The sequence below is a fragment of the Gemmatimonadaceae bacterium genome, assembly GCA_036003045.1.
Classification (GTDB): domain Bacteria; phylum Gemmatimonadota; class Gemmatimonadetes; order Gemmatimonadales; family Gemmatimonadaceae; genus JAQBQB01.
In genome coordinates this window covers 1-19,238 of sequence record DASYSS010000081.1, presented here as the reverse complement: position 1 = coordinate 19,238, position 19,238 = coordinate 1, and the positions used below count along the sequence as shown (strand labels likewise).

Here is a 19,238-nt window from a genome sequence, read left to right as displayed (position 1 = left end):
CTTACGAATATGCGAACTCACGGGCGCACGCTTGGATCGATCGTTGGTCTTCTTCTGGTCGCGGCTTCGTGCTCCGGGCGGGGCGTCGGGCGAGGAGCCACATCGGCGCGCGAGGGCATTGCGGCGGCCTACAAGACGATGGAGAAGGCCTTCCAGCAGGGAAACACCGCGATGATCGCCGCTGCGTACACCGAGGACGCCGAGTGGTACGCGCCGGAAGCGCCCGTCATCAAAGGCCCGTCGGCGATCGGCCGTGCGTGGCAAGATGCCGCCGGTGCCGCGGCCGGGAACCGTCTTCGCTTCGACGTCGCCGAAGTCGAGCAAGACGGCGATCGGGCGGACGAGATCGGCCGATTCACGATCAGTGCTCCCGACGGCGACGTCCTCACCGCCGGCAAGTACATCGTGGTGTGGGCCCAGCAGTCCGACGGAACCTGGAAAGCACGGCGAGGAATGTTCAACTGGGACATTCCTCCGGGCCGGGCAGAGACGAACGTGCGGTAGTCGGCCGGTCGGGTATATTCGCCACATCTTCTCAGGCGGAACCATGGCGGACGGAATCGGGGCACTGCGCGTCGCCGACGGGGGAGGGGGCGGGGGCGGGGGCGGCGGCGGGGGCGGGGGCGGGGAAGATCTCGGCGAGCGCGAAGTGAGCGTCGGCATGACGCTGGGTGGGCGCTACCGCATCGAGCAGCGCATCGCCGAAGGTGGGATGGCGGTGGTGTTCCTGGCGACGGATCTCCGCCACGACCGGCGAGTCGCGGTGAAAGTGCTGCACGAGTCGCTCGCGCACACGATCGGGATTCAGCGCTTTCTGCGCGAGATCGAGGTCGTTGCACGCCTGCAGCATCCGCACTTGCTGACATTGATCGATTCCGGAACGGCCGGCGGCTTCCCGTACTACGTGATGCCGTACATCGAGGCGCAGAGTCTTCGCGAAAAGATCGTCGAGCGCAAACAACTGCCGCTCGAGGAAGCAATCACGATCGCGCGCGAGGTGGCCGACGGTCTTGCCTACGCGCACGAGCGCGGCGTGGTGCATCGCGACATCAAGCCGTCGAACATATTGATGAGCGACGGCCACGCGGTCGTCGCCGACTTCGGCATCGCGACGGCCATTCGAAAATCGTCGATCGGCCGCGTGACGATCAGCGGCACGTCGCTCGGCAGCCCGACGTACATGAGCCCCGAGCAGGCGGCGGGCGAGCACGACGTGGACGTGCGAAGCGACGTCTATTCGCTCGGCTGCGTGGTGTTCGAGATGCTCACCGGCCAACCCCCCGTCGACCAACTGTCGGCGCAGCAGATGCTGACGCAGAAGCTCACGGGCTCATTCACGCGTTTGCGCGAGCTGCGGCCGGATCTCCCGGCAGCGCTTGATGCCGCGTTGCGACGGGCGCTGGCGCCTGACCGCGCCCAGCGGTTCGAGACCATCGAACAGTTCTCACAGGCGATCGCCGCGACGCTGCCGAGACAATCAGGGTTGTCAGCGCGGACGCGCTGGGTCGCCGGCATCGCGGCAGTGGTCCTCGTCGCGACGGGCACGGCGACGGAATGGTACCAACACCGGATGGTGGTGGCGACGCAGCGCGTGCAGACGATCAGCCAGTTGGTGCGCGACGGGAGATTGCACGAAGCCTTCCAGCTGAGTCGCCACGTGCGTCCGGTTCTCCCCAACGACAGCACGCTCAAGCTCCTTCGCCCGGTCTACACGGACTTCCTCAAGGTCGTGACGGTGCCCGCCGGGGCACGCGTGTCGGTGCAGCGGTTGGGAAGCTCGGACACGACGTGGGCCGCCGTTGGACTCACGCCGCTCGACAGTCTCGCGATGCCGAAGCTTCTCCACGAGATGGGATATCGACTGCGCATCGAGCGCCCGGGCTACGAGACGACCGACGTGCTCGCCTCCGTTTTCACCGACCTTCGTCAGTTCGGCGGGTCGGCTGCCATCGATACGCTGTATCTCGACTCCGTTGGCGGTGCGACGGCCGGGATGGCTCGCATACGAGCTTTCTCGATACCAACCGGCAACAGTGGGCGAATCCAACTCGCGGACTATCACATCGGACGGCGCGAGGTTACGAACCGAGAGTACCGAGAGTTCGTCGCCGCGGGCGGATATCGGAACCGCGACTACTGGACCGAGCCCATGACGCGCGGCGGGAAGCTCATCGCCTGGGAGTCGGGAGTCGCCGGGCTGGTGGACCGAAGCGGACAACCGGGCCCGAGCACGTGGAGCGGCGGCACGTTCGCGGCAGGCCAGGAGGACTATCCGGTCTCCGGAGTGAGTTGGTACGAGGCGGCCGCGTACGCGCGCTTCAGGAAGATGCAGCTTCCCACGCTGCGGCATTGGCAAAACGCGGCGACGCGCAACAATCGAGAAGTGCTGTGGATGTTCGTACCGTCCAGCAACTTGAATGGCACCGGCCTTCGACCGGTGGGTCAGGGAATCGAGAGCGCCTGGGGACTGTACGACGTCGCGGGTAACGTGCGCGAATGGTGCGCGAACGAGATCGATTCCGCGGGAGTTCGGGTGACACAGGGTGGAACGTGGGAGGATTCGCCGTTCCATATCACGCACCTGATCGCGAAGGATGCGTTCGACCGCTCGCCGGGCAATGGCTTTCGCCTGGCGCGCATCACCGACCCCGATTCGGCGATGATGATTGCATCGAAGCGAATCGTCCGCGCGCCTGTACCGGACTTCAACAAAGTGGTTCCGGTGTCCGACGCGGTGTTCGACGGATTTCGCCGCCTGTACGATTACGACAAAGCGCCGCTCGAGACGAAACTGGAAGCCGAAGGCGAAACGCCGCTGTACCGCTGGCAGAAGGTGACGTTCACGGCGGCGTACGTCGGACCGCGCATGGCGGCCTACCTCTTCTTTCCGAAAGACGCCAGCCCGCCGTTCGAGCCTGTCATTCAGTGGGGCAATTCCGGCGATCTCATCCAACGCAAGCTGAATCCCCGAGAGCCGTTCATCGAGGTGTTTTCCGGGTTCGTCGTGAGAAGTGGTCGAGTGCTGGTGATCCCGCTCTTGATGGGAGCGTACGAACGCGACGACAGCGCGTTCAGCATCACTCGATCGGTCCCCGACACGACCATTTACCATCGTGACCTGATGGTGCAGTGGATCAAAGATCTTCGGCGTACCGTGGATTTCCTCGAGACGAGAAAGGACATTCGCGCCGACCGCATCGGCTATCTCGGTTTGAGCTGGGGCGGAGAAGCCGCGCCGATCGCTCTCGCCATGGAGCCGCGCATCAAGGCCGCGGCGTTGTACTCAGCGGGGTACCACGCGATCATCCCTCATGCGGAGGTCGCGAAGTTCAACTATGCGCCCCGGGTGCACACGCCGACCTTGATGATGAACGGTAAATACGACGTCGTGTTCCCCTACGAGACCTCGCAGGTTCCGTTCTTCAATCAGTTGGGAACTCGAGACAAGAAAATGAAAATATCCGAGACCGGCCACGTCCTTCGCATGGACGCGGTCGTGCAGGAGACGCTCGCCTGGTTCGACCACTACCTGAGCGGAAAACCGTATGCCCCTCCGCGAGGCGACCCGGCGCGCTGAAGTCGCCGTCCGCGGGAACGGGACGACCGCTTTCCCGGGTGCCTCGAATCCCCAGAAACGAAAGAAGGCGAGCGTGAACCCGAGCAGACGGTAATCGCGGTGATGATCCCTTCGCGGTATCCCTGGGGCAGCGTCGATTCCTCACGCATCAGTATTCTCCCATTGCGTCAGCGCTCGCGCGATCAGCCGCTCGCGATGTAGTCGAATTCCTCGGCCGACAGCTCGAGCGAGAGCGCGCCGATGTTCGCTTTGAGATGGTCGAGCGACAGCGTGCCGGGGATCGGCAGCATCGCCGGAGATCGCTCGAGGAGCCAGGCGAGCATCACCTGCTCCGGCGTGACGTGGTGGCGAGTTGCCGTTTCCCGTACCGCGGGTCCCGCGTCGGCGCCCAGCGGATAGTACGGCACGAAGACGATCTTTTCGCGCGCGCAATGGTCGACGACGTCATCGTACCTCCGCTCGTCGACGTTGTACTCGTTCTGCACCGCGGCGATCGGCACGACCTTCCTCGCGCGCTCGATGAGCGGGATGTCGACCTTCGAGAGTCCGACTCGCTCGATGGCGCCCCGATCGACGTACTCCTTGATCGCGCCCAAGCTTTCCTCGATCGGCGTCTCCGGATCGACGCGATGGAGGTAGTAGAGCGCGATGCGCTCGACCCGAAGGCTCGCGAGACTCTGCTCGATCTCCCGCCGAAGGATCTCCGGCTTCCCGCGGCCGGCGTCGCCGTAGCCGCCCTTGGTCGCGACCATGACGCCCGAGCGCGTCGGGGGGAGGGAGAGCGCGCGGCCGATCGTCTTCTCGCTCTCTCCGCCTGTATATAGATGCGCCGTGTCGATCATCTGGATTCCGGCGTCGACCGCCGCGCGGATGAAGGCGACATTGGCGTCGATGTTCCGAAGCCGGTTCGTGCCGAGGCCGATGCGGCTGAGGCCGGCATCGCCGAGGCGGATTGAGCGCGTTTGTGTCATGAAAACCCGTACAACTACGTGAAGAGTTGGCATCTGGGGCAATTCGCGTGCATCATCTCCCCGGAGTCAGGAGACTCAGCAGCAACCCTTCCGGAGCCCACCATGAAACGTCTTTCGCCCGCGGTCCTGCTTGCATTGCTCGTCGCCTCGGCTTCCGTGTCCTCGGCGCAATACCTCTCGCTCGGACTGCGCGGCACCGGTACCGTGCCAACCGGCTCCTTCAGCAACACGGATCCCACCGCGACGAACACCGCGCTGATCGAGGGCGCGAAGAACGGGTTCGGGTACGGGCTCGATGCCGGAATCGGCATCGGAGCGATCGGCATCTATGCCGGGTTCGACCACATCAAATTCGACTGCCAGACACAGACCTGTCAGAGCGACGGGAAGTACACGCTCTCGGGAGCGACCGCGGGTGTGAAGCTCGCGGTGCCGGGGATGGCGAAATTTCGCCCGTATGTCAAAGGCGGCGTGACGTTCAACAGCCTTGAAGGTGGGTACGGCGGCCAGTCATCGAACGCGCTGACCACCGATACGAAACCGGGCTATGAAATCGGCGTCGGTTTCGATTACTCGATCCTCGGCCTCATCGCGTTGACGCCGCAAGCTCGATACGTCGGGCAGAACCTCAAAGCCAAGATTCCCGGCGTCGTCGTGTCGCCGACGGCCACAGGGACGGGCGTCAACTATTTCACGTTCGACGTTGGCCTGTCGCTCCACACGCCGTTCGGCGGAAAACGATAGCTGCCAATTCCGTTTCTAACCCTCGCCGATCAGCCGGCTCGCGCCATTCTCGGCGGCACGAAACGCCGAGCCGACTCAACGCGCCGCGGGTGGATTCCTCACTCCCGCGATAATCGCCGAAGTAAGCCTCTCCGCCGTCGCGCTGTCGGCCGCGTCGCGGCTCGCGAACCCGTAGGCGACCGCGATTTCGCGTAGCCGCGCCGCGCTCATCGCGGACAACTGCCCAGCGAGAATGTCTTCCCCCTGAGCGTACACGTTGAACGGATTGAGCACCGCGTCCGGAGCAGCGCCTGTCGTCACGACCAGCGACGCCGGCTCATCGAAGCTCGGCGTCGCGTTGACCACTCGCTGTTCTGCCACTCGCACTGGATTGAGCGCTCGCTGAAGCGCCCCCTCGAGGTACGTCTGCGTCAGCCCTTGAGCCCAGTACATCAGATCGTCGCGGTTCGGCTGCACGCTTTCGCGCGGCGTGCGGGAGACTTGGCCGTTCGGATGCACGGCCTCGAATTCGATCCAGCCCTCCCAGAGGCCACTCGTCTGCGTTCGCCCGCACGCGCGTGGGATCCAGCGCGATCCATCCGGTCCGGGCACAATCGTGTCGAATTGAACGAATACTTCCGCCATGGCGAATCACCTCCGGAGGCAGTTCCGCTGCAAGCGCAACGCCGATTCGTCGTACGAGGGTCGGTAGCCGAGCCCGGAGTCGACCGGCTTTGATGCCGGGCCCCGGCATGGTCCGTCGAGCTCGCTGATCTTGAGAAGTCGGGGCGCCAAAGCGAGAATTGCGCTGCCCGTCGGCCATTTTCCCAACCCGTTCCGGCCGCCCTTCCATGGCCTACATCCGTCTCGGCGCATCTGCCTTACTCGTTGGCGTCGCAGTGTCAGCGACACCGTTCGTCGCGCTCGCGCAGGGGCGGTGCATTCGCGCGTACGGCACGCCGGCGTGCAACACCGATTCCATTCCTCCGGTGTTCGCGAAAACTGGTTGGCGCACGACGGGGATGGATCACATCGCGTTCCGGGTGGCGGACGTGAAGAAGGAAGCAGCCTTCTACGCCGCGCTGATGGGATGGAAGGTTCGCAGCGACGACGGCACGCGCGTCGTGATGGACATGGGCAACTGGGGAACGGCTGTCTTTCGAGAGGTGTCCGCCGATTCCTTTCCGCCGCCGCGAGCCGGCGCGCGCGCGAACGCGGTGCCTGTGCGCGCTGTCGTCGAGGGCTTTGGCTTCGACATCGAACCTTGGAACGCCAAGACCGTCGAGGTCGAGCTCAAGAAACGCGGCCTCAACCCCGTCGCCGAGAACGGGCCGAACGGATTCGAGAGCTTCCACGTCAAGGACCCAGACGGATTCGACGTTCAGATCGGCAACGGTAAGCGCTTCAGCAAAGCGCGAGCGGAATCACCGGCGAACGCGGCGTTCTCGACGCCCGCGCCGTTCGAGTCGACCGGGTGGCAGACCGTGTGGCTCGACCATCTCTCTTACGGCGCCACGAATTACAAGGCGAGCGTTTCATTCTACGTCAACTTGCTCGGCTGGGGCCCGACGTACGACGAGGGAAGCCAGAACGAGCTCATGATCGGCGACGTGGGCGACATCATCATCCGCGGCGGCAATCCTCTCGATCCCAGCTTCGGCCAGGGAAACGCGCGCGCCGGCGGCCGCATCGATCACATCTCGTTCGGCATCTCCCCCTGGGACACCGACAAGGTGAAAGACGAGCTGGTGAAGCGCGGGTTGCCCTGGTCGATCGACACGTCGGACGGCGCCGAGATTCACGTCGCGCAATTCAAGAGCTATCACACGACGACGCCGAACGGGTACAACCTGCAGATCAGCTACGACACGCACGACACGCGACTCAATCTCGCGATCGCCGTCAATCCGCGGCGAGGCGTGAAGTAGACCAGCGCGCGCGAAGCGTAGTCGGCCTCGCGGAACGAGGGGTTGCGCTTTCCGGTCAAAGGCGGAGAATCCACGTCATGCCCGCCGCCGACATCGTCGATTCGCTCGCGTCCTTGCCGCTCTTCGCGCAAGTCCCCCCCGCGGAGCTCGAGTGGCTCTGCGCGCGCGGAGAAGTGCGCCGCTTCCCACACGGCGAGATCGCGATGGACTACGAATCGCCGATGACGGAGATGTGGATCGTAACGGACGGGCTATTCGCCTTGCATGTTCCGCGAGGCGCCAGCTGGCGAAAGCTCACCGATGCAGGACGCGGCTTCGTGGCGGGCACGATGCCCTATTCGCGCGTTCGAAGTGTTGCCGGCCGAGTCGTCGTCGAGGAAGACACGACGGTGTTCGCCCTCAGCCAGTCGCACTTTTCAGACTTGGTGCGTGACTGTCCCGAGCTCACCACGGCGCTCGTACACACCATGATCGATCGCGCGCGCGACTATCGCGCCGCCCAGATTCAAGACGACCGCATGCAATCGCTCGGCCGGCTTGCGTCCGGGCTCGCGCACGAGTTGAACAACCCGGCCTCCGGAGCATCGAGCCATGCCCGGTCGCTCGTTCCGCTGCTGCGCGATCTGCGCGCCGCATCACGGGCGTTGGCGGGCGCGCGGTTGACCGACGAACAACTCGAGCAGATCGACGCGCTTCGCGACATGTGCGACGCCGCACCGCCGCGGAGTCCGCTCGAAGCGGCGGATCGAGAGGACGAGTTCTCGGACTGGCTCTCTCGCCACGGAGTCGACCCGGCGTCGGCGTCGTCGCTCGCCTCGGCGAGGGTGAGCGTGGCTGCGCTCGACGATCTTGCCGCCGCCCTGCCGCCAGAGGCGCTCGCCGTCGCCATTCGTTACGTCGCGAGCGACGCAGCCGTTCCTCAAATCGCGTCGCAGATCGTGACGGCGACGGGGCGCGTCCACCAACTCGTGAACGCGGTCAAGGGATTCACGTTCATGGACCGTGACGGCGTGCCTGAAGCCGTCGACGTCGCCCGAGGTCTGGCCGATACGGTCGCCATGCTCGAGAACAAGGCGCGCGCCAAGTCCGTGCGGATGACGATCGAGACCGCCGACGATCTGCCGCGAGTCCACGGCGTGGGAAGCGAGCTCAATCAGGTCTGGGAAAAGCTGATCGACAACGCGATCGACGCCGCCGGCACGGGTGGAGAGGGCAGGGCGACGGGGAACGTCACGGTCAACGCAATACGACATGGGGATCTGGTCGTCGTACGCGTCGTGGATGACGGTCCCGGTGTTCCCGAAGCAAACCGCGCTCGCATCTTCGATCCGTTCTTCACGACCAAGCCGGTCGGACTTGGCGTGGGGCTTGGGCTCGACATCGCGCGTCGTTTCGCTCATCTCAACGACGGCGACCTCGATTTCACCTCACAGCCGGGGCGTACGGTGTTTCGTGTTCAAATGCCCGCGGCCAGCGTGCGGGCGACGCGGGCCACCACCTAGCCTGACTACATCGCGGAGGTCCGCGTGGGCGTCGTGCTCGTCGTGCTTGGAGTGTGTTGGGCGATGATCGGCGTCGGGCACCTGATCAGACTGTCCCAGATGACCGGCGTCAATGCTCCGTCCGATGGTATGCCGGCCTTCGGCTCCCTTCTCGACGTCGCTTTCTTCATCATCCCCGGTGCGATCATGGCGCTCATCGGGGTGGTTCTGTACTGGCGTGCAAGGCGGGCGCAGCAGCGCGCATTAGGGGCGACGTCGCCCGAAGCGTGAGGTGATCACGTGAAAGCGAGCGTGAACCATGACGTCCGAAGCAGCGATTGACCACGGCGCGACCGTCGTCATCACTCACCGAGTTCGCCCCAGCAAGCTCTCCGCGTACGAGGAGTGGCTCACAGAGATCTCGCCGCTGGCCAAGGCGTCTCCGGGCTGCCTCGACTGGAACATCGTGCGGCCAGTTCCCGGGTTGACTGCGACCTTCACCATCATCCTGCGCTTCGATTCAGAAGCCAATCTGAAAGGCTGGATAGAGTCGCCCACCCGTGCGCGTCTCATCAAGAAGGCGCAGCCGCTCTTCGTGAAGGGCGACGACTTCTTCATCAGCAGCGGCTTGGACTTCTGGTTCACTCCGCTCGGCGCCAAAGCGATGGTTCCGGTGCGGTGGAAACAGTCGATGGTCACGTGGTCGGCGATCTACCCGCTGGTGCTCCTCGTGCCGCTGGGAGTCACGCCCGTGCTGGAGCGATTCTCCCTCGGCCACAACCGCCTCGTGACGACGCTCGCGGTCACCGGCATCGTGGTATTCCTCATGGTGTACGTCGTCATGCCCGGCTACACGAGACTGATCAGAAAATGGCTGTTCAACTGACATCCGGAGCCGACACACCGAAGTTCTCCGGCCGGGTGCACGTCGTTGGCGCCGGACCTGTCGGACTGTTGGTGGCCGCCCTCCTTCAATCGAATGACGCATTCTCCGTCCGTCTGTACGAAAAGCGCCGGGAGTACACGCGCACACGAATGGTGCAGCTCGCGTCCTACCTCGTCGCGGATTCGGTCGACAGCTACCGCGTCGATCACATCGACGGAGAGAACGTCGACGCCGTCTTCGAGGCGCCGGAGATCGACGACGGCATCGCATTCAGGCGATCGATTCCTCCCGACCTCTCGTCGCTGTTGCATCAATGGACGACCGGGTTCGCCCCGCTCGACGCCATCGAGCGCTCACTGAGCGATCTGATCGACGCGCGTGCAACAAGGATTTGTTCGAGAGGGTCGATGATCCGGTAGCGCTCCTCGAAAAGTTGCACATCTACTAGCGCGGTGGCCTGGGGCAAATGAGACCGGCATCGAGGGTTCAACATCGTGTATTGAGATTTGAGAGCTGCGTTGAACTCCACATATTTCTACTCGATGACGAACCGAGTCCGGCTCCGCCTTGCCTTCGCTTCGCTGAATGGCTACGGCGACCGCACCCCAGGGCTCAGGACTGCCTCAGCTCTCATGCCTCTCCAGGAGCACGAGTGGCGCCTCGACCCGCCGACCAGCATCGTTCCGGCAATGCGTTTTCTCATGCTCACCGCGCCATGCGCGATCGCCGCCTGCACGGCTTCTGCGCGGCTGGAGACAACGGCTGCCGGCGCAGACGACTCGCCGAGACTGGAAGCGCGCACCGTTCGCGCGACGTCGAATCCGATTCTCGCCGACGGAAAGGACTACACCGCTGATCCGGCCCCGCTCGTCGCGAACGGAGAACTCTACATCATCACGGGCCGCGACACGGCGGGCCCGGGCGTCAACGACTTCAAGATGCCCGAATGGCAAATGCTCGTCACGAGCGCCGATCCGATGGATGGCCGGTGGACGCACTACCCGCACCTCCTGAGACCCGAGCAGGTTTTCAAGTGGGCGGCGCCTGGCCGCGCCTACGCCGCGCAGATCGTGCGGGGCCCGCGCGGGAAGTTCTATCTCTATGCGCCGGTCGTGTACGCGGCGGCGACGACGAGAGACAAGTTCGCGATCGGTGTCGCCGTCGCGGATTCGCCGCTTGGCCCGTGGAGCGACGCGCACCCGCAAGGTCCGGTCGTGTCGCAGTCATATCCGATCGCGAACGACATCCAGAACATCGACCCCACGATCTTCGTCGATGACGACGCGCGCGTTTTTCTCTACTGGGGAACGTTCGGCCGTTTGAAGGGCGTGGAGCTCGAGCCTGACATGGTCACGTTCAAAGCCACACCCATCGACGTGCGCACGCTGAACGGTTTCTTCGAAGCGTCGTGGCTCTTCAAGCGGAAGGCCACCTACTACATGGCATACGCGGCCAACACCGCCGGACCGACGTCCGAGTGCACGGAAGCCGTCTACTACGCATGCATCGCGTATGGAACGTCACCGTCGCCGCTGGGTCCGTGGACCTATCGTGGTGTGATTCTCGATCCGGTGTCGTCGACGACGTCGCATCCCGGGATCATCGAGTACAAGAACAAGTGGTATCTCGTCTACCACACGGCCGACGCGAGAAACGGCGGGCACTTCCGCCGCTCGGTCGCGATCGATCGTCTCGAATGGGACGATGGCGTTTCTCCGCCGCGCATCAAGAAGGTCGTTCCTACGGGTGGTGCGCCGGCCGACACCACTCCGATCGCCAACATCGCGTCGCACGCGCGTATCACCGCGTCGAACCTGCCCGTTCCTACACAGTACTGGTTGCGCGCGGTGAACGACGGAAAGGTGCGCCAGTCGCCGCTTCCCCCCGACATGTGGGCCACGTGGTCGCGCAGCAATCCGCCGCAACAATGGATCATGTATCAGTGGGAGCAGCCGGAGATGCTCACCGGATCGAGCCTTCATTTCTGGGGCGATCACGCCGCGGGGTCGGGCGTCGGCGTCGCGCCGCCGAAAGCGTGGCGACTCGAATACTGGGATGACTCGGGATGGAAAGCGGTCAGCGCGCGCTCGCCGTACACGAGCACGCTCGACGCCGACAACAAGGTCGACTTCACTCCGGTAACGACGCGATGTTTGCGCGCCGTGTTCGACGCATCGACCGATGGTGCGTCCTTTGCCGCGGTGGCGCTCCAGGAGTGGGAGGTGTACTCGACGCGTGCGCGACCACCGCGCAGGCCGTCGGCAAGAGGGGCAGCGACGCCGGACTGTTCGCGGTAGGCGTGCGGACGATCTATCAGTGCGTGATGAAGGCCTACGACGCCGGCGCGAACGGAATCGTCGTGTCGCCCCGATACGAGGAGCTCGATCTTCCAATGAAAGTCCAGCGCATCATCGCCGCGCCTACCAGATATCGCCCACCGTAAACCCGTCGGGGAACGGATCGTCCGGATCGACGACGTACGTCGCCATGCCCGTGATCCACGCTTGACCGCCAAGGGTCGGCACGACGGCCGTGTACTTCCCGACCTTCGTCTCTTCGACGAGTCTCCCCGTGAAGACTGTTCCCAGCACGCCCGCATGCCGGAAGTCCTGGTTGAGCGAGAGTTTTCCTTTGGCGTACAGCGTTGCCATCTTGGCGCAGGTGCCCGTGCCGCACGGCGATCGATCGATCGCACCCGTCCATGTACTTCGCTTGTTCCAATCGAGTTCACCAGTGGAGACGACGACGGCGTTCTGCCAGTCGGCGTCGCTCTCGAGCGGCGGTCCTGAGAGTTGCGCGATCGTCACTCCCTCGAAGCCGGGTTGTTCGGGATGCACGATCGGGCACTGTTCCTTCGCGGCCGCCTTGATCATCTCGCCAATGCGGACGATGTCGCGCCCCTCATCGGGAGTGAGGCGCAGCCCGAACTGGGTCGCGTCGGCGATGACGTAGAACATTCCGCCGTACGCGACGTCGACCATCACGGTGCCCAGGTGCGGAACCTCGATGTTCGTGTCGAGATATGCCGCGAACGCAGGCACGTTCCTGAACGTGACGCGCTTCACCTTTCCGTTGGCGCAGTCCGCACGGACCTCGATGAGGCCCGCGGGCGACTCGAGGGTCAGCTCGGTGACGGGCTCCGTCATCGGCAGCATTCCCGTCTCGAGGAGCACGGTCGTCACGCAGATCGTATTCGTGCCGGACATCCCGGGGTATTCGACCTGCTCCATGATCACGTAGCCGGCGTCGGCGGCCGGGTTCGACGACGGGAGAATCAGATTGCAGTTCGCCGCCGGATAGCCCCGCGGTTCCGTGAGCATCCGCCGGCGCAGGTGGTCGGCGTGATCGCGGAGATAGCACATCTTGTCGTACATCGTCGTCCCGGGGACGTCGAGCACGCCGCCGACGATCACGCGGCCTGGTTCGCCGCAGGCATGCGCATCGATCGCCTGCACCATGTTGGAAAACCTCACCGAGATTCCTGCCGCATTGAGGGTCCTGGCGAATATACTGGTACATCCACTCTTTCAGGCCCGGCCATGAACGCGGCTCGACGAATCGTCTCGATCGCTCTCCCGTTTCTGACGCTGACGGCTTGCACTCGCGCGCCGGCCAATCCGGCGCCGGTTGCGGCGGCGCCGTCGGTGGAGTCTCGCCCGGGTGTCCGCCCCGTTCCCGACGCGCCGCCGGACGCGCTCCCGACTCGTCTGACCGACGCGGAATTTTGGAAGCTGCAAGCGGACATCTCGGAGCCGGGCGGCTACTTCCAGATTCGTGACAACTTCACCTCGAACGAAATGGAAGTTGGCGCGCTGTTCACCGCGCTCCGCGAACGCAATGTCGCCGGCGACGTGTACATGGGTGTGGGTCCGGAGCAGAACTTCACGTACATCGCGTCCATTCGGCCGCGCATGGCGTTCATCGTCGACATTCGACGGCAGGCGGTCGTGCAGCATCTGATGTTCAAGGCGTTCTTCGAGCTGGCGAAAGACCGCGCGGATTTCATCTCGCTCGTTTTCGCCAAGCCGCGGCCGCCTGGGCTCGACACGTCGACGTCGATCCAGGCGATGTGGGCCGCCTATCGCAACGTCGGCACCGATTCCGCCCTGGCCGCCAGGACGTACGCGCGGGTGGCGCGGCACCTTCTCGAGACGCACGGGTTCACATTCACTCCGGATGAACGGGAGACGCTCAAGTACGTCTTCGACGCATTCGTCGGCTACGGCCCGTCGATCGCGACGCGCGGTCTCTCCAACGGCCGGGGTGGCGACTTCGCCCAGCTCACGGGCTTCTCGGCCGATAGCGCGGGGCAACCACGGAGCTTTCTGTCCTCCGAGGAGAACTACCGGACGATCAAATCGCTTCACGAACGGAATCTCATCGTGCCCGTGTCGGGCGACTTCGGCGGCCCGAAGGCCGTGCGCGCCATCGGCGCGTACCTCACCCAGCATCACGGCACGCTGCGCGCGTTCTACGTCTCGAACGTCGAGCAGTATCTCTTCCAGGACGGCAAGGCATTAGCGTTTTATGAAAACGTCGCATCCATTCCTGTCGACTCGGCGAGCGTGTTCATTCGCCCGTACTCGATGCGCCGCGGGTTCGGCGGGTTCAGCGGGCCGACCCAATCGCTTTGCCCGATCGGTCCATTCATCGCGGCGGCGCGAGCGGGACGCGTGGGGTTCAACGAGGCGGCGCTGGCCTGCGTGAAGTAGTTGACCTGGCCGCCGCCAGGTAAGCCATGCTCGCCTCGAAGCCGGGCTTCCGCCTGGAATACCAAGTTCTAGTTCAGCCCGCAAAGCTCGACACAGATTCCGCAGATCTTGAACAGCGATCCCGCAGAGTGTTGCTGTTATCTGCGGGATTGTCGTTCAATTCGGCGGCATCTGCGTTGAATTCTTGGTCGATCAGCCGCGTGGCCGATTGGCGCAAAGCAGCCACGCCCGTACCGGCAGATATCGCGAAAGCGTTTCGCGTGGTAATCTCTTGAGGACTGGCGTGTCGTCATCCCAAAGCCTTGATCCATGCGTCGCATTTTCGCAGCAGCCGGCCTTTCGGCGGTATGCCTTTGGCAGCCGGCAAGCGCCCAACAGCCGACAACTCGTCGCGACACAGTTTCGCTGCGAGCCGATTATCGGGACCTCCCCGACCTTCTCAGCCACCTCCCGGCCGTCGCACCGCGACCGTTCGATGAATCGGTAGCTCTGTGGCTCGGCGCTCTGCCACTTTCGTGTCTCGACCGACTCCAGCCGAGGCCCGGCGGTCGCGGAGGCGGCCGAGCGAACGCACCCGTGCCGACAGACAGCACGCGCGGCCGCGCTGCGGCGGCGGCCGACTCGACGAGCAACACCCCCGCGCGCGGTTTGCCGCCCGCCGCTGCCAACAGCGGCGCCGGCTATTTCTGGGTCGCGAGCTACACGCTCATGAACGACCACGATCGTCTGCGCGCATTTTGGGGCTGCGGCGACTGGCATTCGGCCGTCTCGTCGACATGGGCGGCGATTAAAGTTCTCCAACGCTACCCGCAGAGTACTCTCCGCGACCTCACGCGAGAGAAGCTCAACGCCCACCTCGGGCGATCCAATCTCGACGGAGAGTTGTCGTTCTTTCGGGCGACCGCCGAGGCGATCAATCCCATTCCGTCGGCAAGCCAGACGGGGTTGTTCGAGCGTCCATATGGATTCGCCTGGTTGCTCGAGCTTGCGTCCTCACTGCGCACTTGGCGCCCCCCCGAGACCGAAGCAAAGCGCTGGTCGGCGAACGTGGCGCCGCTCGCCACATGGATGGCCGACAGCCTCGGCGCGTATTTCACGAAACTCGTCGAGCCCATTCGATCGGGCGCTCAAGGCAACACGGCGCTCAACATGACCCTCGCGTTCGATTACGCCGACGTCGCGCACGACACAAAGCTGCGATCGGCCATCGTCTCGACGGCCCGGAAATTTTACCTGTCGGATTCAACCTGCTCGACACAATCCGAACGCGTCGCTCCGGCAGCTGGCGGTCGCGGAGGTCGAGGGGGAGGAGCAGGGGGAGGGGGAGGGGGAGGGGGAGGGGGAGGGAGAGGCGGCGCGGTGAACGCAGATACCTCGAGTCACCAGCCGACGACGCCCAACGATCTGACCGCGGCCGCGCGCGGAGCTCCGCCGCCCACACAGTTCGGTGGCGCCGGCGCGGTGATCGCCTCGCCGTGTTTGAGTGAAGCGGCGCTCATGTCGCGCGTGCTCGCGCCGCGAGCATATGTCGCGTGGATCGACCGGGCGCTTCCCCCGCTGCAGTCCGGTCGCTTCGCCCCGCTCACGGAAGCGATCGCGATTCCGACGGCCGCTCCGCCCCCCACGCCGCAACCGCCCGCGGGTGCGCCTCCTATAGACACGACGCCCGCCGGTCGAGCCGCAGCGGCGGCAGCGGCAGCCGCCGCGCTTGCAACGGAACGCGCTCGACTCGCCGGCTTGTCGTTCTCTCGCGCGCAGTCGATGGAGCGCATCGCTCGCGCGCTTCCCGCGACCGATCCGCGCGTTGCGGCCTGGCATCGACTCTCCGCGATCCAAGCGGAGCGCGGTTTCGAGCTCATGCGGGACGATCAGGCCGGACTCTCGTGGCTGCCGGCGCAGGCGCTTCTATATATGACGGTGCGACAATGATCCCCCTCCCCATCCCTCTCCGACGCGTGGCGACAGCGGTACTCATGTCACTCGTCGCCGGCGCGGCGCTCGCGCAAACGGCGGTGCAGGCGGGTGGCGCTCGCCCGAAGGGCGACCCCGTGTTCAGCGATCTCGCGTCGTTCTATGCGTCGCTGCCGGTCGTGGCGCCTCATCCGTTGGACCGGGCGACCGCGTTGCAGCTCTCGACGATGCCGCTGTCGTGCATGGATCACCCGCAGCCTCGGCCAAACGCCGTCCCGTACATCTGGCACGCGACGTACACGCCCGTCGCCGACTACGAAACCACCCGCGCGTTCTACGGCTGCTACGACTGGCACTCGGCGGTGAATTCGGCGTGGACGCTCGTGAGAATTCTCAAGACGTTCCCCGACCTGCCCACCGCGCCGGCGATCCGTCAGAAGCTCAACGATCACTTCGGCGCGAACAACGTCGCCGGGGATTTACAGTTCTTTAAGACCGCCGGCACGTTCGAGCTGCCGTACGGATACGCCTGGCTGCTCCGACTCCAGTACGAGCTGCGGTCGTGGAACGACTCCGACGCCGTGCGGTGGGCCGCCAACATGCAGCCGATGGCGAGCTACATGTCGGAGCGAATGATCACCTATCTCAAAGGACTCCAGCAGCCGGTTCGAACCGGCGTGCATCCGAATACCGCGATGGCGATGGACAATGCCCTCGGATACGCTCGATCGTTCGATCCGGCTCTCGAAGCCGAGATCCGCGCCTCGGCCGAGCGCCTGTTCAAGCGTGACGTCCGCTGCAACACCGCCGCGGAACCCGGGCCGAGTGACTTTGCGTCACCGTGTCTCATGGAAGCGGCGATCATGGGCCAGCTCATGGATCGCGAGTCGTTTCTTCCCTGGCTCGATGCGTTCCTCCCGCCGCTCTACTCCGCCGAATTTCGCCCGCTCACGAAGGGGCTCGGTCCCGAATTCGTGAAGAACCCCGCGGCGATCGCGTCGAAGTCCCACATCGTTGGGCTCGCCTTCGTACGTGCCACCTCGATGGGTGAGTTGGCGGACGCGCTCGCACCGGGCGATCCGAGAGTGCCGGTGTTGCGTCGTCTGGCGGCGATCCAGGCGGCGACGGGTTTTCCGCTCATGGGCGCGGTTGGATACGACGGCTCGCACTACTACGCGAGTTGGGCGACGACCTACCTGATCACGAATCTGCCGGTCGCTCCGTAAGCCGCCGCTATGGCAATCCGATGGGGCGCGCTGCAAGATACGCGTGACCCGTACCGGAGTTCTCGGATGAACGCCTCACGCATGCGCGGAATTACGTCCGTCGCCGCGTTGCTCGTCACGGCCGCCACGGCCGGCGCGCAGAGCAAGCGCTCGATGACCTTCATGGACATCATGGAGCTCAAGAACGTCGGCGGCGTTTTGCTCTCGCCCGACGGGTCGAGGGTCGCGTACACCGTGAGTGCCTGGGAGCATCCCAACGCGCGCGCGTCGACGGATCCGGCAAAGCCCGATACTGCAAAGGGCGATAAGCACGATACGCGATCGCACATCTGGATCGTCGGCGCCGCGGGCGGAGCTCCGCGTCAACTCACGTTCAGCGAGCGCGGCGAGAACGCGCCGCAGTGGTCGCCCGACGGCCGCTCACTTGCCTTCTTGTCTGCTCGGGGATCGGGCACTGATGCGAAGACACAGCTCTGGATCCTCCCGCTGGACGGTGGTGAAGCGTATCAGCTGACGACGTCCAAAGAGAACGTGGGCGGCTTCGAGTGGTCGAGCGACGGCTCGCGCATCGCGTTCCTCGCCGTCGATACGCTGCCCAAGACGGACGAAGCCAAAACCGCTCGGCGCGATGACCCGCAAATCTTCGAGGGGAACTTCCGGCTATCGCACATCTGGGTGGTCGACGTCGCGACCAAGCACGCCACGGAAGTCGCGCACGGAAATCTCACCGTCAGCGGAGCGCCGAGCTGGTCGCCCGACGGAACGCGGCTCGCGTTCCAGGCCGTGCCGACGACGATGCTCCGAGATTCACGCTCGGACGTCTATGTAGTAACCATCGGCGACAAATCGTTGAAGAAAATCACCACGAAGCCCGAGGCGGGATCGCCGCCGGCGTGGTCGCCCGACGGCAAGACGATCGCCTTCACCGTACTTCCGCAGAGCCACGTCGCTCGCGCCGACAGCATCATGGATCGCGAGATCGGCAACGATCATCTGGTTCTGTACGACGTCGCCTCAGGCAAAGCCAAAGACACCTACGATCCAAAGGTTGACGTCTCGGCCGGGAACCCGCGCTGGACGCCCGACGGCTCGCGCGTGTTGTTCACCACGGGCGAGCGCGCGTGGACCGCAGTGTACGCGTACGACGTCGCGTCGAACAAACTGAATCACCTCGCCGGCAAGATGCTGATCGGCAATCCGTCGCTGTCGAAGGATGGACGGCTCGCGGCCTACACGTTGGGCTCGTCGAATGCGCCGGCCGACGTGTACGTGAGCGACCTGACGTTCGCGTCGCCGAAGAAGCTCACCGACCTCAACCCGCAGCTGCGCGACATCGCGTTGGGCGAGACGGAAGTCATCACGTGGAAGAGCACCGACGGCACGCCGGTCGAAGGTGTGCTGCTCAAGCCGGTCGGCTATCAGGCCGGGCGAAAGTATCCGCTGCTCGTCGAGGCCCACGGCGGTCCGACCGGCGCGACGAACGCCGGCTTCAAGGCGAACTGGGGATCGCCGGGCCAGGTGTGGGCCGGACAGGGCTGGGCCGTGTTGTACCCGAACCCGCGTGGCTCCACGAACTACGGCGAAAAGTTCACGCGCGCCAACATCATGGATTGGGGCGGCGGCGACTACCGCGACATCATGTCCGGCGTCGACGACGTGATCAAACGCGGCATCGCGGATTCGTCGAAGATGGCCTTCGAGGGATGGAGCTACGGCGGCTATATGACTGCGTGGGTCGTGAGCCAGACGAGTCGGTTCAAGGCGGCGCGGATGGGCGCGGGGTTGTCCGACCTGCAGAGCATGTACGGAACGACGGACATCCC

At 64.7% G+C, this 19,238-nt stretch carries 18 protein-coding genes; 15 read left to right on the top strand and 3 right to left on the bottom strand.

Going from position 1 to position 19,238, the window contains the following annotated elements; all coding sequences use genetic code 11:
• Nucleotides 1–9: 9 nt before the first annotated feature.
• Entirely contained in the window at nucleotides 10–504 is a 495-nt protein-coding gene (locus VGQ44_18035) for a DUF4440 domain-containing protein (protein HEV8448739.1), read from the top strand.
• Between the two features lie 43 nt (nucleotides 505–547).
• A complete protein-coding gene (locus VGQ44_18030; GenBank protein ID HEV8448738.1) occupies nucleotides 548–3,577 on the top strand; it encodes a protein kinase in 3,030 nt (1,009 codons plus the stop codon).
• A 182-nt stretch (nucleotides 3,578–3,759) separates the two neighbouring features.
• Here the strand turns inward: VGQ44_18030 and VGQ44_18025 are convergent, their stop codons facing one another.
• Nucleotides 3,760–4,548 (bottom strand): aldo/keto reductase, encoded by a 789-nt coding sequence (locus tag VGQ44_18025; protein ID HEV8448737.1) that lies wholly within the window; start codon nucleotides 4,546–4,548, stop codon nucleotides 3,760–3,762.
• Between the two features lie 102 nt (nucleotides 4,549–4,650).
• Between VGQ44_18025 and VGQ44_18020 the strand changes: the two genes are divergently transcribed.
• A complete protein-coding gene (locus tag VGQ44_18020; protein HEV8448736.1) occupies nucleotides 4,651–5,292 on the top strand; it encodes an outer membrane beta-barrel protein in 642 nt (213 codons plus the stop codon).
• A 75-nt stretch (nucleotides 5,293–5,367) separates the two neighbouring features.
• Here the strand turns inward: VGQ44_18020 and VGQ44_18015 are convergent, their stop codons facing one another.
• Entirely contained in the window at nucleotides 5,368–5,916 is a 549-nt protein-coding gene (locus VGQ44_18015) for a hypothetical protein (GenBank protein HEV8448735.1), read from the bottom strand.
• A gap of 206 nt (nucleotides 5,917–6,122) precedes the next feature.
• Here VGQ44_18015 and VGQ44_18010 point away from each other — a divergent pair, with 206 nt between their 5' ends.
• The 7 genes from VGQ44_18010 (at nucleotide 6,123) to VGQ44_17980 (ending at nucleotide 12,009) form a co-directional block, all read left to right on the top strand.
• A complete protein-coding gene (locus VGQ44_18010) occupies nucleotides 6,123–7,199 on the top strand; it encodes a VOC family protein (GenBank protein ID HEV8448734.1) in 1,077 nt (358 codons plus the stop codon).
• Between the two features lie 77 nt (nucleotides 7,200–7,276).
• Complete coding sequence (locus VGQ44_18005; GenBank protein ID HEV8448733.1) at nucleotides 7,277–8,701, top strand: ATP-binding protein; 1,425 nt, start codon at nucleotides 7,277–7,279, stop codon at nucleotides 8,699–8,701.
• Between the two features lie 24 nt (nucleotides 8,702–8,725).
• Nucleotides 8,726–8,971, top strand: coding sequence for a hypothetical protein (locus VGQ44_18000; GenBank protein ID HEV8448732.1), 246 nt, complete (start codon nucleotides 8,726–8,728; stop codon nucleotides 8,969–8,971).
• Nucleotides 8,972–8,999: 28 nt separating this feature from the next.
• The gene (locus tag VGQ44_17995; GenBank protein ID HEV8448731.1) at nucleotides 9,000–9,566 is read left to right on the top strand and encodes an antibiotic biosynthesis monooxygenase; all 567 of its coding nucleotides are present in this window, start codon (nucleotides 9,000–9,002) and stop codon (nucleotides 9,564–9,566) included.
• Nucleotides 9,551–9,985, top strand: a complete 435-nt coding sequence (locus VGQ44_17990; protein ID HEV8448730.1) for an NAD(P)-binding protein — start codon at nucleotides 9,551–9,553, stop codon at nucleotides 9,983–9,985. Before VGQ44_17995 ends, VGQ44_17990 begins: the two co-directional genes overlap by 16 nt.
• A gap of 123 nt (nucleotides 9,986–10,108) precedes the next feature.
• Entirely contained in the window at nucleotides 10,109–11,863 is a 1,755-nt protein-coding gene (locus tag VGQ44_17985) for a family 43 glycosylhydrolase (protein HEV8448729.1), read from the top strand.
• A 2-nt stretch (nucleotides 11,864–11,865) separates the two neighbouring features.
• Nucleotides 11,866–12,009 carry a hypothetical protein gene (locus tag VGQ44_17980; GenBank protein ID HEV8448728.1) on the top strand — a complete coding sequence of 48 codons (144 nt, stop codon included), beginning with the start codon at nucleotides 11,866–11,868 and terminating at the stop codon, nucleotides 12,007–12,009.
• On the opposite strand, the gene VGQ44_17975 is transcribed toward VGQ44_17980, so the two are convergent.
• Entirely contained in the window at nucleotides 11,987–13,024 is a 1,038-nt protein-coding gene (locus VGQ44_17975; protein ID HEV8448727.1) for a proline racemase family protein, read from the bottom strand. The genes VGQ44_17980 and VGQ44_17975 overlap by 23 nt on opposite strands.
• A gap of 81 nt (nucleotides 13,025–13,105) precedes the next feature.
• Here VGQ44_17975 and VGQ44_17970 point away from each other — a divergent pair, with 81 nt between their 5' ends.
• The 5 genes from VGQ44_17970 to VGQ44_17950 all read left to right on the top strand — a co-directional run.
• The gene (locus VGQ44_17970; GenBank protein ID HEV8448726.1) at nucleotides 13,106–14,278 is read left to right on the top strand and encodes a hypothetical protein; all 1,173 of its coding nucleotides are present in this window, start codon (nucleotides 13,106–13,108) and stop codon (nucleotides 14,276–14,278) included.
• Nucleotides 14,279–14,304: 26 nt separating this feature from the next.
• Nucleotides 14,305–14,553 (top strand): hypothetical protein, encoded by a 249-nt coding sequence (locus tag VGQ44_17965; protein HEV8448725.1) that lies wholly within the window; start codon nucleotides 14,305–14,307, stop codon nucleotides 14,551–14,553.
• A gap of 301 nt (nucleotides 14,554–14,854) precedes the next feature.
• Complete coding sequence (locus tag VGQ44_17960) at nucleotides 14,855–16,207, top strand: DUF2891 family protein (GenBank protein HEV8448724.1); 1,353 nt, start codon at nucleotides 14,855–14,857, stop codon at nucleotides 16,205–16,207.
• A gap of 26 nt (nucleotides 16,208–16,233) precedes the next feature.
• Nucleotides 16,234–17,415, top strand: coding sequence for a DUF2891 family protein (locus tag VGQ44_17955; protein HEV8448723.1), 1,182 nt, complete (start codon nucleotides 16,234–16,236; stop codon nucleotides 17,413–17,415).
• Between the two features lie 66 nt (nucleotides 17,416–17,481).
• Nucleotides 17,482–19,238 (top strand): S9 family peptidase (locus VGQ44_17950; protein ID HEV8448722.1); only part of this gene is annotated, 1,757 nt, incomplete at its 3' end.